The 25,427-nt window shown below is 62.6% G+C and carries 23 protein-coding genes; 9 read left to right on the plus strand and 14 right to left on the minus strand.

All coding sequences use genetic code 11. The annotated features are described in order from the left end of the window. Positions 1–75 precede the first annotated feature (75 nt). Positions 76–267, minus strand: coding sequence for a hypothetical protein (locus tag ACXAID_RS04290; RefSeq protein WP_475020946.1), 192 nt, complete (start codon positions 265–267; stop codon positions 76–78). A gap of 177 nt (positions 268–444) precedes the next feature. On the opposite strand from ACXAID_RS04290, the gene ACXAID_RS04295 reads away from it, so the two are divergent. Continuing rightward, positions 445–1,434, plus strand: coding sequence for an ERCC4 domain-containing protein (locus ACXAID_RS04295; RefSeq protein ID WP_475020947.1), 990 nt, complete (start codon positions 445–447; stop codon positions 1,432–1,434). 79 nt (positions 1,435–1,513) lie between these two features. Here ACXAID_RS04295 and ACXAID_RS04300 read toward each other — a convergent pair whose 3' ends face one another. Continuing rightward, positions 1,514–1,912: a type II toxin-antitoxin system VapC family toxin gene (locus ACXAID_RS04300; RefSeq protein ID WP_475020948.1), complete on the minus strand. Its 399-nt coding sequence runs from the start codon at positions 1,910–1,912 to the stop codon at positions 1,514–1,516. Next, complete coding sequence (locus ACXAID_RS04305; RefSeq protein ID WP_475020949.1) at positions 1,909–2,178, minus strand: hypothetical protein; 270 nt, start codon at positions 2,176–2,178, stop codon at positions 1,909–1,911. Before ACXAID_RS04305 ends, ACXAID_RS04300 begins: the two co-directional genes overlap by 4 nt. A gap of 227 nt (positions 2,179–2,405) precedes the next feature. Between ACXAID_RS04305 and ACXAID_RS04310 the strand changes: the two genes are divergently transcribed. Beyond that, positions 2,406–3,191, plus strand: a complete 786-nt coding sequence (locus ACXAID_RS04310; protein WP_475020950.1) for a hypothetical protein — start codon at positions 2,406–2,408, stop codon at positions 3,189–3,191. 4 nt (positions 3,192–3,195) lie between these two features. Here ACXAID_RS04310 and ACXAID_RS04315 read toward each other — a convergent pair whose 3' ends face one another. Genes ACXAID_RS04315 through ACXAID_RS04325 form a run of 3 tightly spaced genes read right to left on the minus strand, consistent with a single transcriptional unit; the run spans position 3,196 to position 5,404 of the window. Further along, a complete protein-coding gene (locus ACXAID_RS04315; protein WP_475020951.1) occupies positions 3,196–3,678 on the minus strand; it encodes a hypothetical protein in 483 nt (160 codons plus the stop codon). Then, complete coding sequence (locus ACXAID_RS04320) at positions 3,669–4,397, minus strand: SLC13 family permease (protein WP_475020952.1); 729 nt, start codon at positions 4,395–4,397, stop codon at positions 3,669–3,671. The genes ACXAID_RS04315 and ACXAID_RS04320 overlap by 10 nt, the downstream gene beginning before the upstream one ends. Beyond that, positions 4,304–5,404: an SLC13 family permease gene (locus ACXAID_RS04325; protein WP_475020953.1), complete on the minus strand. Its 1,101-nt coding sequence runs from the start codon at positions 5,402–5,404 to the stop codon at positions 4,304–4,306. Before ACXAID_RS04325 ends, ACXAID_RS04320 begins: the two co-directional genes overlap by 94 nt. Before the next feature lie 287 nt (positions 5,405–5,691). On the opposite strand from ACXAID_RS04325, the gene ACXAID_RS04330 reads away from it, so the two are divergent. The 5 genes from ACXAID_RS04330 (at position 5,692) to ACXAID_RS04350 (ending at position 15,848) form a co-directional block, all read left to right on the plus strand. After that, a complete protein-coding gene (locus tag ACXAID_RS04330; protein WP_475020954.1) occupies positions 5,692–7,554 on the plus strand; it encodes a hypothetical protein in 1,863 nt (620 codons plus the stop codon). Beyond that, complete coding sequence (locus tag ACXAID_RS04335; protein WP_475020955.1) at positions 7,551–8,828, plus strand: hypothetical protein; 1,278 nt, start codon at positions 7,551–7,553, stop codon at positions 8,826–8,828. Before ACXAID_RS04330 ends, ACXAID_RS04335 begins: the two co-directional genes overlap by 4 nt. Beyond that, positions 8,825–13,885: an FtsK/SpoIIIE domain-containing protein gene (locus tag ACXAID_RS04340; protein ID WP_475020956.1), complete on the plus strand. Its 5,061-nt coding sequence runs from the start codon at positions 8,825–8,827 to the stop codon at positions 13,883–13,885. Before ACXAID_RS04335 ends, ACXAID_RS04340 begins: the two co-directional genes overlap by 4 nt. 181 nt (positions 13,886–14,066) lie before the next feature. Continuing rightward, positions 14,067–14,528 (plus strand): very short patch repair endonuclease, encoded by a 462-nt coding sequence (locus ACXAID_RS04345; protein WP_475020957.1) that lies wholly within the window; start codon positions 14,067–14,069, stop codon positions 14,526–14,528. Between the two features lie 54 nt (positions 14,529–14,582). Further along, positions 14,583–15,848, plus strand: coding sequence for an ATP-binding protein (locus tag ACXAID_RS04350; protein WP_475020958.1), 1,266 nt, complete (start codon positions 14,583–14,585; stop codon positions 15,846–15,848). A 16-nt stretch (positions 15,849–15,864) separates the two neighbouring features. On the opposite strand, the gene ACXAID_RS04355 is transcribed toward ACXAID_RS04350, so the two are convergent. After that, on the minus strand, positions 15,865–17,871 hold the full coding sequence (locus ACXAID_RS04355; RefSeq protein ID WP_475020959.1) for a DNA cytosine methyltransferase: 2,007 nt from the start codon (positions 17,869–17,871) through the stop codon (positions 15,865–15,867). A 299-nt stretch (positions 17,872–18,170) separates the two neighbouring features. On the opposite strand from ACXAID_RS04355, the gene ACXAID_RS04360 reads away from it, so the two are divergent. Beyond that, on the plus strand, positions 18,171–18,416 hold the full coding sequence (locus ACXAID_RS04360; RefSeq protein WP_475020960.1) for a hypothetical protein: 246 nt from the start codon (positions 18,171–18,173) through the stop codon (positions 18,414–18,416). Between the two features lie 189 nt (positions 18,417–18,605). On the opposite strand, the gene ACXAID_RS04365 is transcribed toward ACXAID_RS04360, so the two are convergent. From ACXAID_RS04365 to ACXAID_RS04395, 7 genes are all read right to left on the minus strand, one after another. Next, positions 18,606–18,743 (minus strand): hypothetical protein, encoded by a 138-nt coding sequence (locus tag ACXAID_RS04365; RefSeq protein WP_475020961.1) that lies wholly within the window; start codon positions 18,741–18,743, stop codon positions 18,606–18,608. Beyond that, the gene (locus tag ACXAID_RS04370) at positions 18,740–20,332 is read right to left on the minus strand and encodes an MFS transporter (RefSeq protein WP_475020962.1); all 1,593 of its coding nucleotides are present in this window, start codon (positions 20,330–20,332) and stop codon (positions 18,740–18,742) included. The genes ACXAID_RS04365 and ACXAID_RS04370 overlap by 4 nt, the downstream gene beginning before the upstream one ends. A 36-nt stretch (positions 20,333–20,368) precedes the next feature. Further along, positions 20,369–20,716, minus strand: a complete 348-nt coding sequence (locus ACXAID_RS04375) for a type II toxin-antitoxin system PemK/MazF family toxin (protein ID WP_475020963.1) — start codon at positions 20,714–20,716, stop codon at positions 20,369–20,371. Continuing rightward, positions 20,703–20,933: an antitoxin gene (locus ACXAID_RS04380; RefSeq protein WP_475020964.1), complete on the minus strand. Its 231-nt coding sequence runs from the start codon at positions 20,931–20,933 to the stop codon at positions 20,703–20,705. Before ACXAID_RS04380 ends, ACXAID_RS04375 begins: the two co-directional genes overlap by 14 nt. A gap of 290 nt (positions 20,934–21,223) precedes the next feature. Beyond that, complete coding sequence (locus tag ACXAID_RS04385) at positions 21,224–21,913, minus strand: hypothetical protein (protein WP_475020965.1); 690 nt, start codon at positions 21,911–21,913, stop codon at positions 21,224–21,226. Between the two features lie 74 nt (positions 21,914–21,987). Next, positions 21,988–23,217, minus strand: a complete 1,230-nt coding sequence (locus tag ACXAID_RS04390; RefSeq protein WP_475020966.1) for a hypothetical protein — start codon at positions 23,215–23,217, stop codon at positions 21,988–21,990. A gap of 399 nt (positions 23,218–23,616) precedes the next feature. Then, positions 23,617–24,189: a Uma2 family endonuclease gene (locus ACXAID_RS04395; protein ID WP_475020967.1), complete on the minus strand. Its 573-nt coding sequence runs from the start codon at positions 24,187–24,189 to the stop codon at positions 23,617–23,619. Between the two features lie 218 nt (positions 24,190–24,407). Between ACXAID_RS04395 and ACXAID_RS04400 the strand changes: the two genes are divergently transcribed. Beyond that, positions 24,408–25,397, plus strand: a complete 990-nt coding sequence (locus ACXAID_RS04400; protein WP_475020968.1) for a hypothetical protein — start codon at positions 24,408–24,410, stop codon at positions 25,395–25,397. Positions 25,398–25,427 lie beyond the last annotated feature (30 nt).

Below are 25,427 nucleotides of genomic sequence, written 5' to 3' on the forward strand. Positions count from 1 at the left end.
CGCATCCTCTCATCTGTCGGTGCGGAGGCAACGCGGTCGCGTGGCTCGCCTCCGACTGCGCTGCTGTCGGACGGCTCAATCCGAGTTTGTCGCTTGATCGAGGTCGCGGCGGAACTGGTCAGGATCGATCCGGACCCGCACGCCGGAGTTGTGTGTCAGTTCGTTGCGGCTGATGAACGTCTTCCGAACAGATTGAATGGGACGAAGCTCGGCCACCGGCGCCCCGTTGCGGGTGACGATGATCGTCGCGCGCGCCGGCCATTGCATCCATGACCTTGGCATGGTCGCTGCGCAGTTCGCGCTGGGGGATGTATCGCGCAATGCGTCCCAACGTAGCGCGCAGTGCCACGCGTCGCTGCAGGTCGTTGAGCATCGCGATCCATCGTGACCGCGTGGGAGGGTCGGGTCCCCGGGTCACGTGGCTCTTCAGGCAGACTCAGGGTCGTGGCCGAGCTGTTGATCGCGCTCAACCCGGATGAGGACTCCCGGCTGCCCTACCTGCTGCGCGTTCCGCTGCCTGGCGGCGACCTCCTGTTTCGGACTTCAGGGACCTGGCCGAGGGTCAAGGCGCTGTACTGCTATCCGGTCGGGCTGCACGAGTGGCCCACCGATGCGGAGATCGTCGAACGGCTCCCGCTGCGGTCCTGCCAGCGCCGAGGTGCAGCCATCGATGTGATCGCGCAGCGAGCGCGGGAGAACCGCTCCCAACTGGTGTTCACCACCGCGCGGGGCCGCGACGCGGTGTTCTGGCAGGCGCCACGCACCCGCAAACAGGCCCGTCCGAACGTGCGAACCCCCACCGCCCGCGCACACGGCATCGCCGAGTTGCAGATCCTCGTCGACGCCCATGAGCGTTACCCGTACCGCTTCAGCACCCAGCAGGTCTCCACTGTGCGGCGGGCGCTGCCCTGTGGTGACTACGGCGTACTCGCCGACGGCGAATTGGTCGCCAGTGTGGAACGCAAATCGCTGGCCGATCTGGTCGGCAGCCTCACCGGTGGCAAGCTGCGCTACCAGGTCGCCGATCTGGCCGCGCTGCCGCGCGCGGCAGTGGTGGTGGAGGACCGTTACTCACAGCTGTTCAAGCTCGACCGCGTCCGGCCTGCGATGATCGCCGACGGGTTGGCGGAAGTGCAGATCCGCTGGCCCAACGTCGCGATCGTCTTCTGTGAGACCCGGCCCCTCGCCGAAGAATGGACTTACCGGTTCCTCGCCGCCGCACACGACTGGGCTAACACCGAAACGGCTGCGCTGCAGCGCATGTCAGCGTCCAGAATCGATATCGCCCCCGTGATTGACACCGCCGCAACGCCGGAACCCAGCACCGCCGAGGTTCGCTCCTGGGCACGTGCTGCGGGCCTGGACGTAACCGACCGCGGGCGGCTCCGCCCCGACATCTGGCAGGCGTGGCGCGACGCCAACGCCTCGGGCTGACTACGGACTTCGTTCATACTGCAGCCAGGGCGTTCCCCACTCGAACTTCCCCGCGCTGAGCGCGGCGCCAACGCCAATATCAATCGGGCCCTTCGGCCCGCGCTACCGCCAGCCCGAGCTCATCCGCCCGGGTAGCGAGCTTTTCGTCGAAGGTCGCGATCGAGGCGCCGTGATACTCCGCGGTGTAGAGCACACAGCAGTCCGGCATTTTCAGCTGGGTGCCCGCGCGCAGCTCGCCGAGGCGACGGGCGCCTCCGGCGGGAAGATCCAGGGATTGGACGCCGAGCCGGTCGAGGAGCTGCCCCAGGCGTTCCGCCTGATTCGCGCGGGCGGCGCCGACGTAGACCTCCGCCAAGGTGACGACGCTGGCGGCAAACGGTTCCAGGGCATGCGCGGCAAGCAAATTGGTCGCCGCGTCATGGCGCGCATCGGTCGCCTCGAAGTGAGCGATCAACACGCTGGCGTCGAGCACGATCACTCGGGCCAGTCCTCGCGCAGCTCTGACAGGTAGCCGGGGCCGAATACGCCAGTCACAGCGCCGGCGGTGTCCGCGACGGCCTGCGCGCGGGCTCGCTTCAGCTCGTCCGCGTTGTGCTTAACCGTGTCTGCCCCGACGAGGATGAGCCGCCGCAATAAGGCGCCAGGCTTGTCGGCGAGGTCAGGCCACACGCGACGTGCCGCCCCGAGGGCATCGCTGATGTCCTCGGTCTCAGTGATCGCGTGGCGCCGGTGATCCGTCGGCATGGAGCTGAGTGTAACACCTTGTCGAATAGGTGTAACACTTGTTGGAGCGCGAGTGATCATTCCACAGCAACTGGTGCGCCGTGGCACTCGGGAGCTGGGGGACAATCAACTACCGTGCTGCCTTCCCGACCGACGCTGCAGAGCTGGAACCCGGACGCATTGACTGTGGGGGGCGGGATCGGGGCCTTCGGTGGAGTCGAGTTGGGCAAGTTCATCGGTGATGTCGTATGCCCGAACTGAGACTCCCCGAGCCGGGGAACTGGGCACAGACCGGCAAGGTCGCGCTACCGGTGAAAATCGCTTTGGCGGTTGCCTTCTGCTACGTCGTCGTCAGAGGGCTGATCGCTGTGTACGAGGGCAGCTACCTCACCGCGGCCGTCTGGTGGGCGACGTTGGGCACACCGTTCCTGTTGGTGGCCGCATACCTGGCCGTGGCGGTGGGCGGGGCGAGACAGCGAGGATCGAGTGACTCGTCCGGCCTGACTTTCGTACCGGACAAACGCCTCAGCGTGGCCCACTTTGTGGTGATGGCCGTGCTGGTAGCGGCGGCACCGTTGTTCGCGGCCCTGTTGTCGCGCGGTCAGCTCGACCTTTCCACAACTCGTGGCATACAGATCGCGGTGTCAGTGGCCTTTTGGGCGCTCGCCCTGCTCGCTGTCGTCGCACTGACCGCCGGAATACGCCGTCGCGGAACCGGTTATCTCAAGTTCACGCCGACGATGATCGAGATCGCAGATGTCCTCAAGACGCGTGTAGTGCAGTGGAATGACGTCGTCGACGTGCGAGATGTCGCGTCCATGACCAAGGAGAATCAAGGCGGAAAGGCGGTGGTGCTGTGCCTGCGCGGGGGCACGGAGGAAGTGGTGAGCGGCCTTCCCCTCTACGTTCCGAAAGGTGTAGCGCTGTACTGGCTGGTGCGTCACTACTGGAAACACCCCGAACACCGCGACGAACTGGTCGACGGCCGAGCGCCACGGCGTCTGGCCGAGGGGGACTTCGACCTGTCCGCCTGACGATCTACTCGAAGCGGTTCCCGTACCGGCGTGGCTTCGTATGGGTTCGTTGATTGGCGGTGGGCGGATTTGGTGGTGCTGTCGCCCGGTACCGCGTGTCCTCCGGAAGGTCGGAGGGCCGCTCGGGCAGGCCGTCCCGTGGGTGGCCGAACCACCAGATCGAATCGTCGTCGCCGGGGCTGCGGAAAGACGTCGCGGGTTGGTTCTCCTCGAAGTCCACCAAGTAGTAGTACCGGGCAGCCTCGTCGTCGTTCGCCCACGGACCGGGATCGACGACCGATTCGGTGGTGTCTCGGGCCAGCCCCCAGGTCCGGTCCGACGGCGGAGCGGTGGAGACGACGTGCAGCATCGGCCCGGCGGTCCAGGCGTGCGAGACCAGATACGGGCCGCGCCCTCCGGAGTTGGCTTTTTCGATGCGCTGCCGCAGCTTGCGCAGGGCTGCTTCGGCGAACTCCGCGTCGGCCGACGACCCCGTCGCTACGTCCATGCCTCGTTCATACCGCATTCACGGCGGCCCCCACTCGCACTTCTCCGCCGTGGGCGCGGTCTCAACGCAACGACAGCAGACCCCAGCCGACCAGGAACGCCGCGGTCAGGCACACCAGGATCAGCGGGATGCCGAAACCGCACGAACGTCGCCGTGGAATAGCCGCCGGGTTTCATCACCATCAGGTTGGACTGGTGGCTGAACGGGTTGATGAACGTGAACGAGATGCAGGTGCCGATCAGCGTCAGCAGCAGGATCGGGTCCAGCCCGGTGGTGTCGGCGACGGTCAGCGCCACCGGGGTCAGGATGGCCGCGGCGGCCGCGTTGGACACGATGTTGGTCAGGATGGTGGTGCCGGCGGCGATGACGAGCACCACCAGCGCGGTGCTGCCGGTGGACAGCGACAGGATCGCCGAGGAGATGATGTCGCCGAGGCCGCTGTTGACGACGATGACGCCCAGGCCGACCGAGCCGGCGATGATCGCCAGGATGTTCCAGTTCAGCGCCCGCACCGCCGAGCGCGGGGTCAGCACCCCGGTGACCACCATCAGGGTGGCGCCGGTGACGGCGATCAGCTCGATGGGGGCGAGGTTGAGCGCGGCGGAGGTGACCACGGCCAGCAGGATCAGCAGCGCGATCCAGGTCTTGCGGGTCTGCGGGGCCTTGCCGGCCACCTTCTGCCACAGCCCGACCAGTGGGTTGTCGGCGAGCTTGTCCACCGAGCGGGCGGTGACCAGGCACACCGCGCCGGGGCGGGCGGGGCGTCGCGCAGCAGCTTGGTGGTCTGGGCGGCGATGACCTCGATGTTGTCGTCGACCTCCAGGTCGCGCACCGACTTCTGTTCGTCGGTGGAGGTGGACACCATGTAGAGGTCCAGGGGTGCCTGGCCGAAGCGCGGGCTGGCCCACAGGGTGCGCACCCCGGATTCGGTGGCGCGGTAGACCAGCGCATCCTCGGGCTGCATCGGCTCGGACGCGTCGACCGACTCACCCCAGCGCTGGATCTCGAGCAGCTCGAAGTCCGGGGTGGTCGCGACGCCGAGCGCGGCGGCGGTGCGTCCGACGGCGTTGGAGTGCGCTGCGACGGGGATCTCGGCTCGCCACTCCAGCTTTCGTTCGGTGGGCTCGGTGGCGCCGCACAGCATCCGCGGCGCCAGGATGAACAGCACCGCCCAGCCGACCAGAGCGACCGGCACCGCGATGGGTACGAAGCTGAACATGGTCAGCTCGACACCTGCCGGGTCGGCGATGCCGGCGATCAGCAGGTTCGAGCTGGTGCCGATCAGGGTGGCTGAACCGGCCAGGGTGGTGGCGTGCGCGATGGGCAGCAGCACCCCGCGGGCCGGCACCCCGGACTGGCGTTCGAGTTCCTTGGCGGCGGGGATGAGCATCGCTACGATCGGGGTGGTGTTGATCAGCGCCGAGGCGACGCCGACCGGTGGGATAAGCCGGGCCAGGGTCTGGGTGGCGGTGCTGACCCCGTTGAGCAGGCGGTAGGTCACCCGGGTGATGACGCCGGTGTAGAGCACTCCCTTGGCGATGACCAACATCGCAGCGATGGTGATGACACCGCCGTTGGACAACCCGGCGAACAGTTCGGCCGGGGTGGCGATGCCGGCCAGCCCGGCCACCACCAGGGCGCAGATCAGCGCCAGGACCGCGGGCTGGCGGCCGGTGGTCATCACGATCAGGGTGGCGACGACGATGACCGCGGCGAGGATGGTCATGGGGAGACGGTAGCGGGACTTTGAGCTGTGGCCGATGAATGGCCTTGGTGCCCGAGGCCTGTGGCCACGCCTCGGGCTCCGCTAGCAACAGCACTTCGGCCATCGGCGACACTGCAAAGATTACCCGCTGATCTGTCGGCCACTTCTGGTAAGAAAAGATTCCGTCATGCGCGGACACTTGCGACATTGTGCAGCCTGTGGTCGCAGTTCCGCCGCAGTTAGTGCACCGGTTCACATGGCCTGTCCACACAACGCCGAGATCGGCCTCTGCGATCAAAGGGGGAGAGTTGAGTTACGCGGTTAACAACAACGTAGAACGCCTGCATAGGTATCTGCCGTTCGATGCGTCTTACGATCAGATCTACGAGGAGAACCGCCACTCGGATGACTCGCTTGAGCTCGACACCGCAGCATTGCGGTACCTCAAGGAAGTCCTTAATGAGGCGCCAAGCCTGGTATTGCTGACCGGTGACGCCGGCCACGGAAAAACACATCTCTGCAGTCGACTTATTCGTGAGTATCTCGGGCACAGCGCGGAAGCTACGCGAAAGGCGATTCGTGAATGCGGTGACGGGAGGCTTCTCGAACCCCACGAGACCCAACCCGACAGAAGAAAATTGCGGATTTTCAAAGATTTCTCGGAGTTCAATCTCAGTACGGCGCGTGAACGCTTGGCAGAAATTGCGAACGACGGGTCAAGCTCGACCAGCATCGTGTGCGTCAATGAAGGCCGTCTCAGGTCGGTACTTAGCTCGGGAGAAGACCATCGGCTCTCAGGGATACGCCGTGCCTTCAACGAATCCTTCGCCTCGGGTTTGGCGTCGCAAGATGGTCAGCTGCATATCATCAACCTCAACTTCCAGTCTGTCGCCGCGGCGCCGGACTCTCTGCTTGAGCGGGTACTATCCGGCGAGGGTAAGCGCCTCGGTTGGCTAGCTAACCGCCGGTGGGCATCTTGCGATACCTGCGCTGCGAAGACTGTGTGTCCGATACGCAAGAATGTGGCACTCCTTCAAGGCGACGCTGGCCGAGTCCGCCGAGAACGGCTTCGCGAAGTAGCCGCAGTCGCAGAACGCCTAGGCACGGTGATCACGATTCGGGAGATTCTGATGACCGCTGCGTACCTCATTACGGGTGGGCTCAGATGTCCCGAGGTGCATACTCTGCATCAGACCAAGCCCGATGGCTGGCAGCACGCCTATATGTTCTACAGCCTTCTCTTTCATGCGCCCGAGGAGATAGGCCAAGACAAACTTGCTCGCATTCCCATCCTCGCAGCAATGCGAAAACTCGATCCTGGTCAAATATCGGAACGTACGGTCGATGAACGCCTTATCAATGAGCCTGACAACTTTCCAGATGCAGAATTCGAGCTCATTTTCACAGGCGGGTTGGCAAACCGAACGCAGACCATAGACGCAAAGAACGGAATAGATGAGATCCTCGCTGATGCCCGCAACCGAATGGAACGAGATGAGGAGGCGCGCTTCACCCGAGACGTAATTCGAAGCCTGCGACGCCGTGACTTCTTCGACCACGGTGGGGCCGACCTTCAAGCGTGTCGTCTTGGCTTCCGCTACTATGATGACTTCCGCTGGCTGGTTGGCGGCCAACCAGACAGGACCCGAAGAGTCAGGATCAAGAACCAGCTGATAGCAGGGTTGCACACAATTCAAGGCCTAAGGCTGCCCAGAAATGAGAGCAATCTGCACTTTGTCGATCCTGCGTTCGGGCGAACGACTAATCATGCAGCGATTATCGCGCGCAAAATTCCTTCGAGCATGGTGAAACTCACGGCCCAATCTCAAGCGTGGGATGTTAGTGAATTGAATCAACGGTACGCGCTCTATAACGTGGTTGACTGGCTCGATAGGGCGGTTGTCCTGTCTGTCGAGACGAAGGGGGGGAATGCCGACAGTTTCTCTTTGGACCTCCTGACATTCGACTGCATCATGCGGGCGGCCTCGGGCTACCTCCCAGACGGGTTCTATGGGCACGATATTCGCAGAATTATGAACTTTCTTGCTTTGCTCGCAGAACGGCGTGGCCCTGGCTACCAAGACACGATCGATGTCATGGTTAGGGGTCGCATGCATACGGTCACGCTTGAGGAGGGGGATGTGATAGTGGTTAGCGGGGTCGAAGCGTGAAAACACCGGATATATCTCAGCAACTGTTCGGTGGCGTACTCGTTGCCGACGGCGCCGGTCAATATCCAGGGCTCGAACTACTAAATCTTGTGTACGGGTGCCAAACGGACATTCTGTCCGATGCCGAAGCTCCTACATATATTAGGACTGGGCAAGACTTCGCGCGGCGTTTGGTTTGGGATAGAGAAAACTTTGTGGAAAGAAATCTGGCTGAGAATGCCTTTGTCGGCGAGGATTCCACAAATACCCTTGGTAGCCTACTAGGTAGTCTTCAGTTGAATGTTCCCGACCGCGGTTCGAAAAATTGGGAAGCTGCTCATTTCTTCCCGTACACACGGTCTCTGATTCACTGGGATGCGCGGAAGTCGCGCAAGGAGGACAGTGAAGCAAATGCCGACATACAGCGCCGATATCTCCGTGGGGGCGGCGCGCTGGCGCACAAAGTCCTACGTCGAGATCCAGACAGTGATCGACGAGAGCTCGTCCGTGTCGGATTCCGTGAACTTATGCCTGACCGAGAATCAACTGCACTCGATACGTTGGCTGCGGCACTTGCCTCTCATGGCCACCAAACCGGTCCCGTCACTGATGATATTGAGCAAAAAGCAGAGCCGAGAAACGATGTTCTGGATGATCACTTCAGAGACGGTATTGCATCGATTTTGTCTCATGTCGGGTTGTCCTCTACCGCACGGGTCAAAGCGATCATCAATTGGACTGGCTTCTGGCTTGCGATTTGTCAAAAGGATCGTGCTGCTTCCCGATTGGGTTTCCAACCTCCGGAAGTAATCGTCGATAACGGGTCGGGCCCCAGTCAGCTGAGGAGGGAGTCTAGCCGAGCGCTGAAGGATATCGCTGCCCAATTGGGGCGAGCCGCCGCGAGCTGCCTTCCCTCGGACGAGGGGCTCAAAACTAAATCCCGTCAAGATATTGTTGGCTTCTTCACCCGTACCTGCGCTTGGGTTGGCATGCTAAATTCGTTCAAGGGGCGCAGATACTTCGTCATGAGGCTGGACCTTTTGGAATCGTTGGTGATGGCGCATGTCCCCTCAGATTCTGAACTTTCGTTTGAGGATTTTGTAGGCGTGCTATGTGGAAATTACGGCTTGGTTCTCGGCCGTGACGGTGCGGCTCGAACAGACCTCCTAAGATATTTGGATGCCAGCGTGTTCGAGGATAACGAGGAAGCTTTTGCGTCTGAGCTGCAAGCCGCCGGCCTAATGCATGCGTACTCGGACGCCACTCGTATGGTCGGAACAAGGACTCTGAAATGACAGAATCCATCGTCGCCGAACTCGCCTACGCCACGGCAAGGCAAATCCTCTCGGAACCAATGATGAGGCAGAGCGACACCAATTCGGAGCCGCCTGCGCTTCGCCTGAAAAATCTATTGAAAGGCGAGGTCGAAGCATTTCTGCGGTACTGGATGAAGCGTGCTGAATACGACGGCCTACGGTACGTTACGGTCGTATTGGCTCACGACGCAGAAATCAATTGCGACGAAAGGTTTCTTGCAGATGCAGACAAGTCGATCACTTGGTATCGAAACCATAACACGGACGGCTTGATCTATGTACAGACGAAAGTGGAGTCTGATGAGCAAGGCTTAGAGTCGATGTTCACGATCCAAGATAGGAATTATCTTGATGGGTCGATTCGAACACAGAGGTTTGACCCAGCTCGCAAAGTCATTGAAATCGCCTGGGAGCAGTCGGGCGGTCGGGCGCGTCCGATGCCAGACAGACTGACGCACCTCTTGCTGCGGGTGCGCGATGATCTCCAAGCACGCGACGTAAGTGTATCCGTCAGAAACTTTGCGGCATTTGCCCTTGCCGCTAGTGAGGCGATTCATGCCACCAGTGACTATGCTATCGATGATCTAGAGCTCCGAGCCTCCGTAGGCCGGTCGCTACCCAAGCTTGGTCTCTTCCCTGATGAGCAGTGGGACGAAGACTCAAGTCCCGGGCGCCGGCTGCAAATAAACCACCGGCTGGCGGATCTCATGGACCCTAGCGGCGTAGCCGACCAAGAGCCTGCTGAACTGCGTGTAAAGGTCGATGCCACGGACTTCGTCGACCAGCACGGTGCTGAGCTGGACGCTGAGTCGCAGGCGGACTGGCGGGATGCCTGCATTTCATTTGTGGAATCCAAGACGGAAGAGTCGCGTCGCGCTGTTCCGTTTTACATCTACCGGCAGATATTCTCGGGTGTCCGTGCCACGGGAACTCCGCTCGGAGACCGCGTGCGAGAAGAGATCACGAACCGAGACGCCTCACACCTCGGGCATTTCGATGCGTTAAATATTCAGAATGATCTCAACGCGCGCGACGCTGAATCTGCCAGAAAGCTAGTTGAAGAGCCGCCGGCGTCCACTAGTGGAGTGGCGCTGCTCGATATTCTGTCGCCGGCTACCCAGAAACTGCTAAGCAAGCTCGCGTACCCGCGCGACCGGCTTTTCGGCAATCCATTCATCGAGATCGTGGAAGCGCTGCGCAGTTTCGATGCAGATGATCTTCAAGGGGCGACGTTGGAGCTGCGGTGCGGTCTCGCGCCAGCGGAAACGGAGAAGAACCCGTCAGTAGGGCTCTTCGCGCTGCTGTACGGGCCGACTCTTGCCGACATTGTGGAACAGTCACAGATCGACAGCGCTGGTGTCACTCTTTGGGTTGATCCTGCGCTCCTTGCGATGAAGCCCGCTCCCACTGTGGGGTCGGGCGCCCCTCCCGAGGGTGAGGACGAGACGGCAAGGCCAGTTGAATGGGATGGAGTGCCGGTCGAGATTGTCATCCGCCGGAGCCATGACGACGGAGGCGCGCTGCTGGAAGCGACGACGAATCTGCGATGGTGCCCGGAAGACCTCCAGTGGCTCGCCTTCGGCTGGTTGATGATCGCGGCAGATGACGCGGTCGGTACTTCCCAGATATGGGAGTGCGAGTCCAGTGACTTCGATGGGCTTGCAAAACAAATGGCTGCGCGGCTTGTCCCGCTATCTAGTTTGGTGAAAGTTCTTGACCGTGGTACGGCCTTCACCAACCCGATAGTTTCGTCGGTGTTTGATCTTCGCCGCGACTTCCTCCGAGCTGTCGCTCAAAAGGGACTCGAGGTCCGTCATATAGACGACTACGTCGGCGAATGGACGAGACAACTGTCAGTTGCCCGTAAGGAATTTGTCCCAGGTGGGGTTAGCGATCCGCACTTGCAGAGCCTGCTCTCTCTAGATGTTCTCCATAGCATCGAGTCATCGCGTAGTGTGATGATTTTCTCCCATCCTCTTCGAATCCGTTGGTATGCAGCGTATCTGCGTGAGCAAGCTGAGCTCTGTATGAGCGCACTTGATCGCACCCTTCAGTTGAATAGCGTGAACGAGGAACGTTACTTCGATGCGCTGCAACAACTTTCACCTCATGGTCACCCGCCAATTCTCTCCAATAGAAATCGAACGCTACTCATTCCCGTGGCTGAAAATGGCCTCTCGGAGACCTTCGCGGCGATTAAGCGTGAGGGTCACGTCACGAGTCTGTGGAAGTCTGAACTGGACACCGCTGCACTTGGTGAGATTGTTGGCGAGATCAGGAGCTACTTGCGCGCCCACCCCCATAAGCGCGACGGAATCAGTCTGGTCTTCATTTTGCCGGCTGGGGGTTCAGTGCCGTTCCACATAGTCGACATGGTTCGCCGTGACGTCGAGATGCGAGATCTCCAGGTGCAGTGCCACGTCCACGCGCCACGTGAGACTTGGGACTCGCTCGTCGAGAGCTTCCAAGTGTTGGATACGGCCAGCCGTATTGTAGGAAGTAAGCGGCTCAGCCCCCCGCTGCAGCTTGAATTGTCCGATTGGAATGGTGAGCTTAAGGCGGCGGAAGCGCTCGCGGAGAAACGGTTCGATATAGCCGTTGTCCCTAACTTCTTCGGCGACAAAGTCGATGTGCACGAATATTCAGACCCGCCGCAAGACCGACCTGGTTCGTTCCACCCTCTCTACGATGAATCGACCTTCGTTGACCGCGAGATGGCTGCGGGTTCGGTGTCGATAGTCCTACGCCCTGAGAGTGCCGATCCCGTGCTGGACGATTGGTCGACAACAAACGTCAGACTCTTCCGCTCGGAGGCGATCTCACCGCAGAACCCCGATTCAGTGGACTATGTGAAGCTTCGAGTTAGGTTTGAGGAGGCCGGTGAGCTTTTTGCTGCACTCCACGAATGCTGTCACTGGGTGGTAACCCTTGATCGGTACATTGGCCGTGACCAGATTGAAAGTTTGCCCCAACGACCAGAAGTGTTGACGGTTCGGGAGCATGTGGGGCCTAGTGGGCTGTTCACTCTGATTGTATCCTCTAACGCCGGAAAAAGTTTCGTGATCCAGAGGCTGCGTCGGAAGCTCGAACGGATCTCGGGGGTGATATCCGGTCTAGACAGTCAAGCGTTGGCTGTCCGAGTCTATGATGAGATCCGCGAGGTAGCGCCAAGCCTAATCCTGCGCTCGACGGGTGTGTCACGCATAACCGAGGAAGTTCTTGGTTTGATGGTGGCGAAGCGTATGGCCGAGCGGCATCGTCCCCCTCAGGGAAATGCGATATGGATCTCACTGGACGAGCACTCCGACTGGTTCGGGGGCGACAACGCTATTCGCGCGGACCTATGCCGAATTGATCTGGTCAGAGATGCCGGCAGGCTTCAAGTTGGAGTTTTGGTGGTCGAAGGAAAGCTGCGCAAACAGTACGACGCGCATGGCAAGCAGCAAGTGACTCGGACGCTCAAGCTTATTAGTGATGCGCTGACCACCGGTGATCAAGATTCGCCGAGACCGAAGGACGCGCAGTTCTGGCGCCACGAGATACTCGCTAGTATTCGTTCAGCCGTGAGTCGTGATGTCCATGAAGGGGTCGCCGACGATGCGGCGATGATCAATGAAGTTGTCCGCGAAGAATTTCGGGCTGGCGACTTTGATATCGCCTATGTCGAAGGCCTTTACTCGATCTGTATCTATGATCGCAAAGGTCAGCATACGCTCGATAGTTCCGGCAACGTGTTCACGTACCAGTCCTCGTCGTCGGAGGTCTTGGGGCTGATCGATGACAGGCAGATTCCGGCTGAAGAAAATTACTTCGGTTCGGAGAATTCGTCCGCCTCGGAGCAGCGCACCTCACCCTCGGATGGCGGGCCGTGCCAGCACGATGCGTCGTCCGGAACAGACGCTGCGCAGGCTAGCGGTCCGATGGGAAGCGACGACCCTCAATCAGGCTCGAAGTTTTCTGGGGTCGCCAACCAGCCGTCACGGATGAGTGATCGCGACCTTATCGGTATGTATCAGAAGATCCTTGACACCCTAGCCAGCTTCGACGTGTTAGTACACTCCCCAAAGGATGACAAACCGCCATACGTCGAGGGTCCGGCTTTTGTTCAGTTCCGAATCAAGCCCGGAGCTGGCGTCGACCCCAAGAGGATTAGCGAGCGTGACGGTGCGCTGCGGCTTGCCTTGAGCCTTGACGAAGGCAAGTTGCTTCGGTTTGCGATCGGTGGGGGAACGGTCAACATCGACGTTCCAAAGACCGACGCGGACCGTTACTATGTCGGCGCGGCTGAGTTGTGGAAGCGGTGGGCAGGCCGACCGGAACGCGGACTGTCCGTTCCTCTTGGAATAAACCAGCGTGACGAGGTGGTAGATATCGATTTCTCGTCGGCGAACTCGCCGCACATGCTGATTGGGGGTACGACGGGCAGCGGAAAGTCAGAGGCGCTGAATACAATTCTTCACGGGCTCATTCATTTCTACGGGCCTGATGAACTTCGTCTCGTACTAATCGATCCGAAGCAGACCGAGTTGCTTGCCTTTGAGTCTGCCCCACATCTCTTGGGCAGTATCGGGTCGTTCGATGATGACGCAATCGAATCACTGTCCAATGCGATTGATGAGATGCAAGAGCGATATGGTCTTTTTAGGGCGCTGAGAGTGCGGAGTCTTGTGGAGTATAATGAAGCAGTTTCGCCTGAAGAGCAGTTGCCATGGCATGTGATAGTACTTGATGAATATGCTGATTTGGTGTCTGAACTGGACGCCCGACGCAAAATCGAAGGGTATGTAAAGCGTCTCTCGCAGAAGGCCCGCGCTTGTGGCATTCACCTAATTGTTGCCACTCAGAAGCCGAGCGCAGAGAATATCAGCACTACTGTCCGGTCGAATCTCCCAGCTCAGTTGGCGCTTCGGTGCCGAGGCGCATCGGAGAGTCGGGTGATTATTGATGAATCTGGCGCAGAGAGCTTGAATGGCAAAGGTGATGCATTCCTGAAGGTCGCGGATCGACTCGAGCGGATCCAATGTGCAATTGTGTAATGTTCTTAGTAGTTGAAACTGCTGGAAGGCGCTACTGATCGGCTTACGGAACCTGTGCGCCGTGACAGCGCGAGCAAGCATGCCGCGGAAACTCGACACATGTCGGCACCTAGCCCCCTGCGGCGGAGCCCTTTGCGCTTCCGAGAGCGGAAAGGGCTCGTAGATCTGAGAATTTGGTTCGATGAATATTGATCCTCCCAAGGGCGCCTCGCGCCCGACGCCTCTAAGTGCCGCGGTCAGCAAGCAAATGAAGTGCATGCCTCGTGGTGACACCGGCGTGGAGCTTGCGCTCAGACGAGAACTCCATCGCCGAGGCTTGCGATTTCGGGTACATCTCAGGGCACTTCCAGGCACACCGGATGTTGCCCTCACGAAGGTGCGCGTTGCGATATTCGTCGATGGCTGCTTCTGGCATCGTTGTCCCGAGCATGGCACGTCACCGAAGAACAACTCAGCGTGGTGGGCGGCAAAGCTGGAAGCAAACGTCGAACGCGATCGCCGAAAGGATCGCCAGCTCATCGATCTGGGCTGGACGCCTATCCATGTGTGGGAGCACGAGGACCCAGCGGCGGCGGCTGAAGGAATCTATCGAATTTGGCGGGAACGAAAGAGCGCGCCGGCGAGTCGAAATAGGTGGTGTTGATTCTTCGTGGGAACCTGGTCTCAGTGAATGAAAGGGGGCTCTGTGCCTAAGCGCATGGCTAGCGTGACTCCGTCTGCGGCTCGCCTCACCGACTCCCTACGAGACATCGGGTATGACTTCAGTTCGGCCATCGCTGACCTCGTCGACAACAGCATCACTGCCGGCGCTACGCAGGTAAATGTTCTCATCGAGTTCGACGGTGGGGCGTCCCGGGTGTTCATCGCCGACAACGGACGTGGGATGACCTTGAACGGATTGACTGAGGCCCTCCGGTTCGGTAGCCGGCGCGCCTACGGGTTGGGCGACCTCGGACGCTATGGGCTCGGCTTGAAGACCGCTTCGTTATCGCAAGGGCGCTGTCTCACCGTCGTCACTCGGACTTCGGCTGAACGACGCGTGATCCAGACACGCCAGCTCGATCTTGATCTGATCGCGGAGTTTGATGACTGGTTGATCATTGAGCCGGACCGGACCGAGATCATCGAACGGGCTCGCAATCTCCTCGAGGACACTCCCGGGACTGTCATAGTGTGGGAGAACTTGGACCGGGTAGTGCCCGCGAAGAATGCTGCCGGCGGCTGGGCGAGGCGTCGTTTCGAGACGTTGCAGCATCGCGCTGCTCAGCACTTGGCCATGGTTTTCCACAAGTTCCTCAGCGGGGAGCGGTCCGGCGAAGCTTTGGTACTCACGGTCAACGGACAAAAGCTCGTCGCCTGGGATCCCTTCGCCCGTTCCGAGCCCGAAACGCGTGAATTGGTGGAGCAGGTTTTTGAGGTTGAGCACGGCGACGCGGCGGGGCAGGTCACCCTGCGGCGCTTCGTCCTGCCTGGCCGCGACCAGTTTAGTTCTCCGGTCGAGTTTGACCGCATGTCTGGGCCGCTCAAATGGAACCGGCAGCAAGGCCTGTACACCTACCGGGCCGGCCGGCTTGTCCAGTGGGGCGGCTGGGCGGGAGTTCGGGCAATCGACGAGCACACCAAGCTAGCCCGCGCGAGTGTCGAGTTCGACACCGACCTTGACGAGGCGTTCAACATCAACGTTGCGAAGATGCGGGTCGCGCTGCCGGGGCAGCTCCGGAACATGATCGAACGCCCGATCAACGAGCTGTGTGGACTGGCGGATGACCTCTACCGGAAGTCATCCGGCTCCAAAGGTGGTGGCCGGGACCGCCCCACTAACGACAATGCGGCTGCGGGCCTGGAGGTAGGGCTGGCACTGAAAGGAGCAGCGCTCGAGGCGGGCGAGATCGGTGCCTTCAAGCGAATCGCTGCAGAACTGCGCCGTACCGAGCCCAAGATTGCCAAGGCGTTGGGCTTGTAGGGACATCACGGGGAAATCAGTACAGCGTCGGATTCGACGTCAGGTTTATCTTGCCTTCGGCGCAGTGAGCACGCAACGGGCATTCGGAACACTCGGGCTTTGCCGGACGGCACCACCTATTCGCCAACTCGATCAGGCCCAAGTGAGCATCGCGGGAGTAGGTTCCAAAACCGACCATTCTCGCGACAGCGAGGCGCCCGTCGGTGAGGCGATTGCGACGGTCGACATCATTGTTCTGAAACCTGCCGGCGACTCGCAGGATGCCCTTGGTCACCAGTACGGGTTCCTCCGGCCCCGCCTCTGCGTCTTCCCTTGTCTCGACCGGCGAAGCGAGGACCGAGATATCTGCGACCGATTCGGAGAGATCAAGCTGCGACCGCAACTGGTCAGCTGTTCCGCTCAGGGCTTCCGGAGCGCTGGCGATTCGGTCGCATAGCGCAAAGACTCGCTCCAAGCGCGACTCCCGCCCGGTGTTTTCCACCATGAACGCGAGTTCCTCCCTGAACTTCCTGCGTTTCGCCGCGGGCATCGTCCATGGCTGGTCGTTCTCCCGTAACAAATTCCATGCGTGGCGGACGAGCGGCCCGGGTGCCCGGTCGAGTAACTCCTCGGCGGCGATCACAAGCCATCGGGACGGCGCCTTCCCGCTACTGGATCGCAGCCACGGCAAAGCGCGGACATGCCTAGACCTGCGCATCCATTTCGCCATCGTCTGCGCCGTCTGCCTCGTAGGCGGGCCGGCGTCTTTCGGATCCGCGAGTGACTCTCGGATCGCCTGGCCGATCGTGAAGCCGAGTTGGGGTGGTACCGCATTACCGATTTGTCGAAAAGCGGCAGATGGTGGACCGTCGAACCTGAAGTTGTCCGGAAATGTTTGGAGGCGGGCAGCCTCACGGACCGTCAATGTTCGACTTTGGCGCGGATGGATGTACCAATAACCATCCTTCGCGATATGTGCGGTGATGGTCCGGGAGAGGTCATTTTCGTTAAGGCGGTTGTATTTGTCATCGAAGATGTCCCCGCGGTATCTCTGATGCTCCCGATTCAAGTCGGTGTATTTCGTCGCGTGCGTCATCGATTCGAAAGCTTCGCGGTCGTCGTCGCGGACGGGTCGGGTGATGTGATCGAACACCTTGTCTTGATCAGCCGAGTTGACGTTGCTGCGCATTTCGCGTTGAAACGCTGTGATTGGGCCGCAGTATGCAGACCATCCGTGTTCCCCGCCTTCGGGGCGCCACCCACCCTCGACTTCAGGCAGGTCCCCGATGGCATTCCACACGGTGACTTTCCGTGTTGTTTCCGCGGGCCACCTGAATTCCGTGTTGTTCTGCAATGCCACAAGAATGAGCCGTTGTCTGAATTGCGGTACTCCGTAACGCCAAGTATCTACCACACGTTCCTCGACCGAGTAGCCCATCTGCTCGAGTTCCTCGACCATGCTGCGCAAGATGAACATCTCACGGTCGAGCGCCATGTCGGGGACGTTCTCCATGAGCACTGCCTTGGGCCGCGAGCGGTCCACGATTTCAAGGAAGGACCTCCAGAGGTCGCGGCGTTCGTCGTGGGGATCACGGAGCCCTGACTGCACCCGATGACGGATCATGGAGCGGCCGGCTTTAGAGAACGGCTGGCACGGAGGGCCGCCTGCAATCAGATCGATTTCGGCTTCCCGCATCAGGTCACCCAGTCGGGCTACGACATCTGGATCCGAGAGGTCCCAGTCGACCGACATACCGCCGAAGTGGTGTGCGTGCGTCCGGCTGGCGAACGGCTCGTGATCCGCTCCGAACACGACTTTGAAGCCCGCCCGCTCCAGACCCAAGCTCAGGCCGCCAGCTCCGCTGAAGAAGTCGGCAGCCAGGGGCGCTCCTGTAGCCGAGCGAGTTTGCTTCGCGTACTCCACGAAGGAATCGGGATTGTCGATGTGCTCGCTATGCGCCGCCAGATTGACAAAAGGCCCTCGGACGAGGCGTACCCCGTACCCGTGCTTGGGTTTCGGGGTCTTCGACTGCTGAGACGGCACACAGAAGACCATAGCCGGACACCCTGACTTCATCGGCTCGACTGGCGCTGCAGCTGCCAGATGGCGCTGGAGTGGGCGCGCGGAGAAGCAGGTGATATTGCATCGCTAGTCCCGTTCGCTCGGCGGCCCGCTCTTCCTGTTGAAGATTGGGCCTCCCTTACGTGTGGTCTTGGTGAAGAACTCGCTCATCGCCGCGCATCCCTCTGTAGCTGCGTTCAGCGCCTGTGTGGCAGTTTGCGGAAGCTATTTCGGCCGTGTACGCACTAAGATGAGCCGCCGCCGCGTAGACCGCGCCGCCGATGACCCAAATCGTCCCCGCACTGCTCATCGCGAGGCCGTGTGTACTGGTGCGGGCGGTACTCGGTGCCGCCGTGCCGCTGCTCTTCCTCCTCGGCGAGGCGGTCCTGTTCGTCGTTCGTATGGTGGCGGCGTTGTTGGGGCGATCCGCACTGCCACGCGTGCAGGGCATCGGGCTGAGCATCGCCGGGTCTTTCGCGATCGTTATCGTGGGGGCCGTCATCTACGGGTTCTGGATTCTGCGGTGATGAACGACCCCACGACTCCGCGAACCGGGCCGGTAACTTGGCGCGGCGGCACTGGCCAACATTCTGGTGGTGCAGTTCGCCGTGTAGATCTTTCTGCCGTGGTCCACCCTCGCCATCTACGTGCTGCCGCTACTGGTCGATGAATCTCGTGGTGGCCGTGGTGCTGAGGTTGTGCCAAGGGATTCCGGGTCAGGTGGGTCGCGGCATGCTGATCGGCCTGATCGCAGCCCCCGCGACCGTGATCGTCTTCCTGCCGGCCTCATGCTCGTGCAGGCGCTCGGACTCGTCTGAGGTGAGCAGGTCGACCACCGGGGGCGAACCCGTCACCGCGCCGTGCGCACCGCGAGCAGATGATGCGACACCGACGTCCCCTCCGCCAGCCGCTCGACTGCCTGCTCGATGAGCAGGTCCTGCCCGGTGAGCCGGGTGTGGTGCTGGTGCAGATGCTCACCCCAGGACCGCACGATGAACGTCTCGACGAAGGTGTGCTCGCGTTCCATGCTGCGGTAGAGCCGCCAGCGCGCAGCCCCGGTGCGTTGCCGGGAACGCCCCAGCACGGCGATCGCCGCCAGGAACTGGTCCTCGTTCTCGGGGGCGACCTGGTACTCGGTCGTCACCAGCACCGGCCCGTCGAGCGGTTCGGGTTCGAAGATCAGCGTCGGCTCCGGCCAGTGCGTCGACGGGGTCAGGTCGATGTTCCCGGTCTTGGCGTGCAGCGGCCACCAGATCGACGACAGCGCGCACACCCCGAGCATCGCGGCACTGACCAGCAGGCTGGTGACCGGCGACGTCGCCCCGGCCAGCAGCCCCCACAGCAGCGACCCCAGCGCCTGGCCGCCCATGAAGATCAGCTGATACACCGACAGTCCGCGGGCGCGCACCCACCCCGGCAGGCTCAGCTGCATCGCGGCGTTCAGCGTCGACAGGCACAGCAGCCAGGCCACCCCACCCAACACCAATACCACCAGCACGACCGCGAAGTGGTGCACCAACGCCAGCACCGCCGTCGCCCCGCCGAACCCGACCGCGGCGACGACCAGCAGGGTGTTCTCCTCGAACCGGGCCCGCAGCCGCGACAACGCCACCGCGCCGAGCACCGCACCCAGGCCGAGCGCACCCAGCAGCACCCCGTAACCCGAGGCGGACAGGCCCAGCTGATGGTCGGCGATCACCGGCAGCAGCCCCCACAGCGCGCTGGCCGGCGCGATGAACAACGCGGTGCGCAGCAGGATGCGCCGCACGATCGGGGAGCTGCGGATGAACCGGCCGCCGGCGCTGAGCGCCGACAGCGCCCGCTCGGCGGGGAAGTTCTGCTCGGCGGCTGGGGAGCGCCACAGCACCAGCACCACGACGATGCCCAGGAACGACACCGCGTTGAGCGCGAACACCACCGTCGGCCCCGACAGCGACACCAACGCGCCGGCGATCGCCGGGCCGACCGCGCGCGCCCCGTTCATGCTCATACTGCCGAGTGCGGCGGCTGCCGGAACCTGATTGGGCGGAACGAGATCGGGTTGGATGGCCTGCCAGGCCGGCGCGGTCAGCGCCTGGCCGCAGCCGATGAGGAACAGCAGCAGCAACAGCACGGTCGGGGTGGTCAGCCCGGTGCCGGTCAGCACCGCCAGCAGACCCACCGCCGCGGCCATCGCGCCCTGGGTGGCGATCAGCAGCCGCCGGCGGTCGACCAGATCGGCCAGCACGCCCGGCGGCAACGCCAGCAGCATCACCGGCAGGGTGGTGGCGGTCTGCACCAGTGGCACCAGCACCGCCGCCCGTGGGTCGTTGACCAGCATCCACTGCGCACCGACCGTCTGCATCCAGGTGCCCAGGTTGGAGACGAACTGCGCGATCCAGAGCGCACGGAAGATCGGGGAGGCGAGCGGCGCCCACGTCGACACCGGCGTCCTGGTGGTCATGGTCTGTCTCCGGATCGCCTCACACCCGACCGCCCGTCACAGCGCGAGGTGAAGCCGTAGCGCGTCATCGAGTTCTGCGAGCTCCTGTGTCGAGACGCGGCCGACCCGTTCCACGAGGCGCTGCGCGGCGACGGATCTGACTTGTTCTGCCTGAGCCTTGGATGCGACGGACAGGCCGCTGTTCGCTACATCCAGCAGTACCTGGAACGGGTAGATCGTGTCGGTGTTGCTGGTCACCGGTACGACGGTGATCACGCTGCGGCGGCGCCTGGCGGCAGCGGCATTGGCGCGGTCATTGCTGACGATGACTGCCGGCCGGGTCTTGTCGGCTTCGCTTCCGCGAACGGGTTCCAGGTCGACCTGCCAGATCTCACCGCGGCGCATCGCCGAGGCCGTCCTGGGCCGTGGCTTCCCAGCCGTCACCGTCGGTGTCGCGGGACCAGTCGTCCCAGGCTCGCGCGTAGTCGTCTTCCAAGGTCGGGTAGCGCAGCATCTGCACCGCCTTGTGGATGGCCGCCGACCGGGAGGGCAGCCCAGCATGCTCGACGTACGCGTCGACGACTGCGACATCGGCGTCGGACAGGCTGATACTGAGTTTCATACCGCAATGCTACCCTGGTAGCAACTGCACGCCGGGTCTTGCGGGCTCGAAAGGCGGTCGGACTGCGCGGGCATCATCCGGGATCTCGTTTCACAAAGTCTGCGAACGCGCCCTGGCCACAGTGACTTCCGGCAGTTCGCCGTCGAGATCGGTGCCCTCGACCTGAAATGAACAGGAGCTCACGACCCCAGCGCGGCGCGCAATCGCTTGGCGAACCTGGCCCGCTGCCTGCCTGCGGTCCTCTCGCGCGCCGCACGGCCACATCGATACCCAATGTAGACGCCGACCCGCTACTCGGGGGCGAAGTCTTCCGACCGGAGGCGTTCCAGCGCCCGGCCGTCGGCGAGTTCGCCGCGGTTCTCCGGATGCAGCCAGTAGTGCCGGAGCATCCAGTACAGCGCCGCGCCGTTGGTTGCGTAGCCGCTGGCGCCGGTCACGACGATGGGACGCTCGGCGTCCCTGACGAAGAACGAGATCGGTTCGCGGCGGGGTTTCTGTGGGGCGGTGTCGGTGATCGCGGTGACGTCGTCCCACTCCGCTGACCGGATGTGAAAGAGCTCGGTGGTCTCGATTCCGCGGGGTGTCAACCGGAGATAACCCAAGCCATGGACCACGAGGACGCCCAACCCCAACACCATCAGCACCAGCAGTGTCGACATGTAGAGCGGCTCGTTGGCGCGGTCCGCCGAGGAGAAGGGGAGCTCCTCGCCGTCGCGGTTGCGGAACACCAGGGTCAGTGCCGATGCGACGGCGCCACCGAGGAAGCAACACGCAACGAGCCCCCCGGCGAACCGGTCGGGACGGAATGTGATCCCGGAACGCTCGACGGTTCCGACCAGCCTCCCCGAGCGCAGCCTGCCGACGGCGATGGCCGACAGCGCGCCCAGGGTGGCCAGCGCCCATCCGCCGGCGACGGCCGCGGCGAGTAGGTCGCCGCGGCCGAGCGCTCTTGCCAGCTGCACGACGCTGACAACCGCCATCGCTGCGAACAGCAGAATGCCGAATGTCGCGAGGATGACTCGCCGTGACCAATTCGAGGGCGTTGGCAGTTTCGCTACTGACAAAACTTCTCCCCGACCGTTGTGCCGACCGACCTCATCCATTCGCCAGCGCCCCAGGCGCCGATGACCGCTAAACCGGGCATGGTAACGGCCTGCGCACCCGGGATGAAGGAGCCGGCAAAGGCGCCACCCGTCGCGCCTGCGACTTCACCGACCACCCCGAAACCACCCGCGAACCCCGTCACGCAGCGGTCATACGGCGTTTCGGCCGCGGCGACGGAATAGATGGTGCTCATGATCCCGATCGCGGGTCCACCGAACTTCGCCCCCTTCCCGACGTTCTCGACGGCGTCCATGGACAGCATCGGCAGCCGTCCCCCGCGACTGATGTGCGCGTCCAGGCCGGTCAGGGCGCCGCTGGCCACCGTGGGCACCGGGCCGGTGAAGAACGGGTTGTCCGGCGGAACGATGCCGCCACGTCCGTCGGGCAGGGTGAACCCGGCTGTTCGGACACCGTCCGGTGTCTCCGTCGCGGTGAAGATCGTCCCGTCGGCCCACTCGATCTCGGTTTTCGCGATGCCCTCGAACGTCGTCCACGACTGTCCGCTCGATATCACGTCGCCGTCCGGGCCGTAGTGCGTGTGGGAGCCTGCCGGATATTCCGGCGGACCGTATTCCCAGAAGACGTGCTTACTGCCGTCCTGGATGGTGAGCGTCTTGCGGAACTCGTCGTCGTTGACGATCTCCTCGTTGGTGTCGCGCACGGTGGTGGCCATGTCCTCCCCGCGCATCACCGACTGCTGAAGCAGCCCGAGAGGTTCGCCGGGATCGGGCACGTCGTCCTGGGGTTTCTTCGCGCCGGACAGCATCATGTCGCCGAGCCCACCCGGTGTCGGCGCTGTGAAGCCGAACTCCCGCGCTGCGGCGGGCAGCGCAGCGGTCGTGCCGTCATCGGCCTCGCCGACAGCCAGGAGCAGCTCGTTGATGACGGCCTGCTCGGAAGGGATCTTCTGCATGAGTAGCGCGACCTGTTCGGCCGACAGCGGCGCCGGTTTGATCAGCACCACCCACTGGTCTGTCACGTACAGTTCGCCGAGGTCGATCTCGTCGGCTTTGGTCAACAGCGCGGTTCGCGCCGCGCCCAACGAGTCCGCGCCCTGCTGTAGCGCCTCACCGATCGCGGTGGTGGAGGCGCTGAGGCTCGACGCCACATGGTCAGCGCGAGTGAACATCTCCGACGCCGCCTGGTGCGCCTCACCTTTCCATGACCGCGTTTCGGGCATGAGTTTCAGGTTGGTGTTGATCTGGTCCACTGCGCGCTCGACAGTCCGGCCGGCAGCACCCACCGCAGGCCCTGTGAAGGACAATGAATCAGGGTTCCAGCTGGTCAGCCGGGAGCGGGAGGGAAGCACGGTCAGCGGGCTCGCGGGACACCGCTGGCCAGTGAGGTGTCCGTCGCAGTGTCACCCGAAGCGACGCCACAGGACGCATCCGAACGGCGCCCTCCCCATCGGCGTAAGCCATCGCGACAACAGAGTCGATCAGCATCATTCCTCCCCTGGTCCCACTCTCAACGTAACGGACGCCAGGCAGGGGGGATGACGCCAATCCACCGGCAGAGGGCTGATCCATCATCAGGGAAAGCGCCGTTCTCTCCGGCGCTCAGGGCAGTCAGATCGGTGTCAACGTCCGGTCAAATCGTCGATCGCGAACTCCATCGTCGCCGGGGTGCTCACCCGGACCCTGTCCCCGGACAGTGCCGTGACCCGCCGGTAGTCGTTGCCGTCGAGGCGAAAGGCGACAAAGCGATCGTCGCCCGCCGCGTCGGGGTCGACGATCCAATAGCGTTCGATGCCCGCCGCGGCGTACTCGTGCACCTTCGTCACGTGATCGGTGCCGCGAGAGCCCGGTGAGACGATCTCGACGACGAGGACGACGTGCGTCGCCGCGACTCGGGCGGGACGATTCTCGAAGACCCGGTCCGGAACCACGACGATGTCGGGGTCGCGGACACTCGGGGGGAATGCCGCGCGGGTGATCACCTCGATCTCGGGAAGTGCCTCGAGACCGTCGGGCAGATGATCGTCGAGGAGGCGGGTGAGTCTCTTGGAGATGCGCTGGTGCCAGAGGTCTGGCCGCGGCGACATGGTCAGGGTCCCCTCGTGCAGTTCCCACCGTCGCGTCGGGTCGAGTTCCAGCGCATCCCATTGCTCGAGGGTCAGCAGCCCAGGAGGGACGTGGGCGATGTCAGACATCGCGCGCCTCCTTTCGCACTTCGGTACGTGCAGATTACCCGCGACAGCGGTCGCCTCCGACTCTTGTGGGAGCCGCTTACACGAAGCGGACGCGACGGTGTGTTATCCACAGGCGCCGTCCTTCCGGTTGGGTTCGTGCGTCGACATGTCGGACCCGCGACGGACGCTCAACTGACACGGGCGCGACCCCAGTCGCGCCAGGACAGATGGGGGCCGACATGGGCAACAGGGCGAACTTCGTCGTCGTCAAGGACCAAGACTGGCAGCTGTATTACTCGCACTGGGGTGGTTGCCGCATGCTCGACGCTTTGATCGGCGGACCCGACCTTGCCGTGCGGTACGCGGACTCGCTGCGGCGCTGCGAGAAGAACGACTGGTGCGACCCGCTGTGGGCCGATGGCGGTGCGGTGGTGGATCTCGACCGTCGCCGCGTGGTGTTCTTCGGCGACGAGGTCATGGTGGGGATGAACGAGCGTCGCGCGATGCTGGAGGTGCTCGCCGCGGTGTGGCCTGGTTACGACATCTGCTGGGCGTACGACGGGACCGCCGAACTGGCCGGCTATGTCGGTGCCGAGCTGCGGCCGCAACTGTGGGATAAGGCGCCCACACTGAAGTTGGCTCGCGGACGAAACCACCTGTGCCATCTGGTATCCGTCGTCGACGCCACGGGTCAGCTGCGCTTCTGGCCGCTGTGGTGGGACCTCAGCCAGGCGTGGCACGGTCCGGCGCTGCTGGACAAGCTGCCCGGCCCGGGAATCCGGCGTATCCGGCTCGGCAAGATCCCCGAAGGCGGTGTCCACATCGACGTCCCACGAAAGACAGTGGGGGCGTGGCAGACCAACGACGTACTGGGCATATTTGCCGAGTTGGCCGAGCTGTGGCCGGGTTGGCACATCGAGTGCTGGCAAGACCGCTTCGAAGAGCACATCCGACAGTGCGACGGAGCACTGCGCGTCCCTGAATTGGACGTGGCGGCCGGAATCGAGAATGTCCAGAAGTGGATCGGCAAGCGGGTGTTCCAGCGCTTCGAAGACAGCCCGGCCGGACAGATCGTCAAACTCGCCGAGATGCTGGCGCCCGACGCGCCCGGACTGGTGGTCGCCGAGGACGCCGTGTTGAACTGTGCGGTCCGCCCCACGTCCCCCGAATGGGCGCGGTTCGTCACGGCGTGCGATCGGCTGCGGGGAGCCAACGCCAGGTCGGCCTGACAACATCGGCGCCACTATCGAGGCTGGAAA

Source organism: Mycobacterium sp. ABE4_509, from assembly GCF_056160785.1.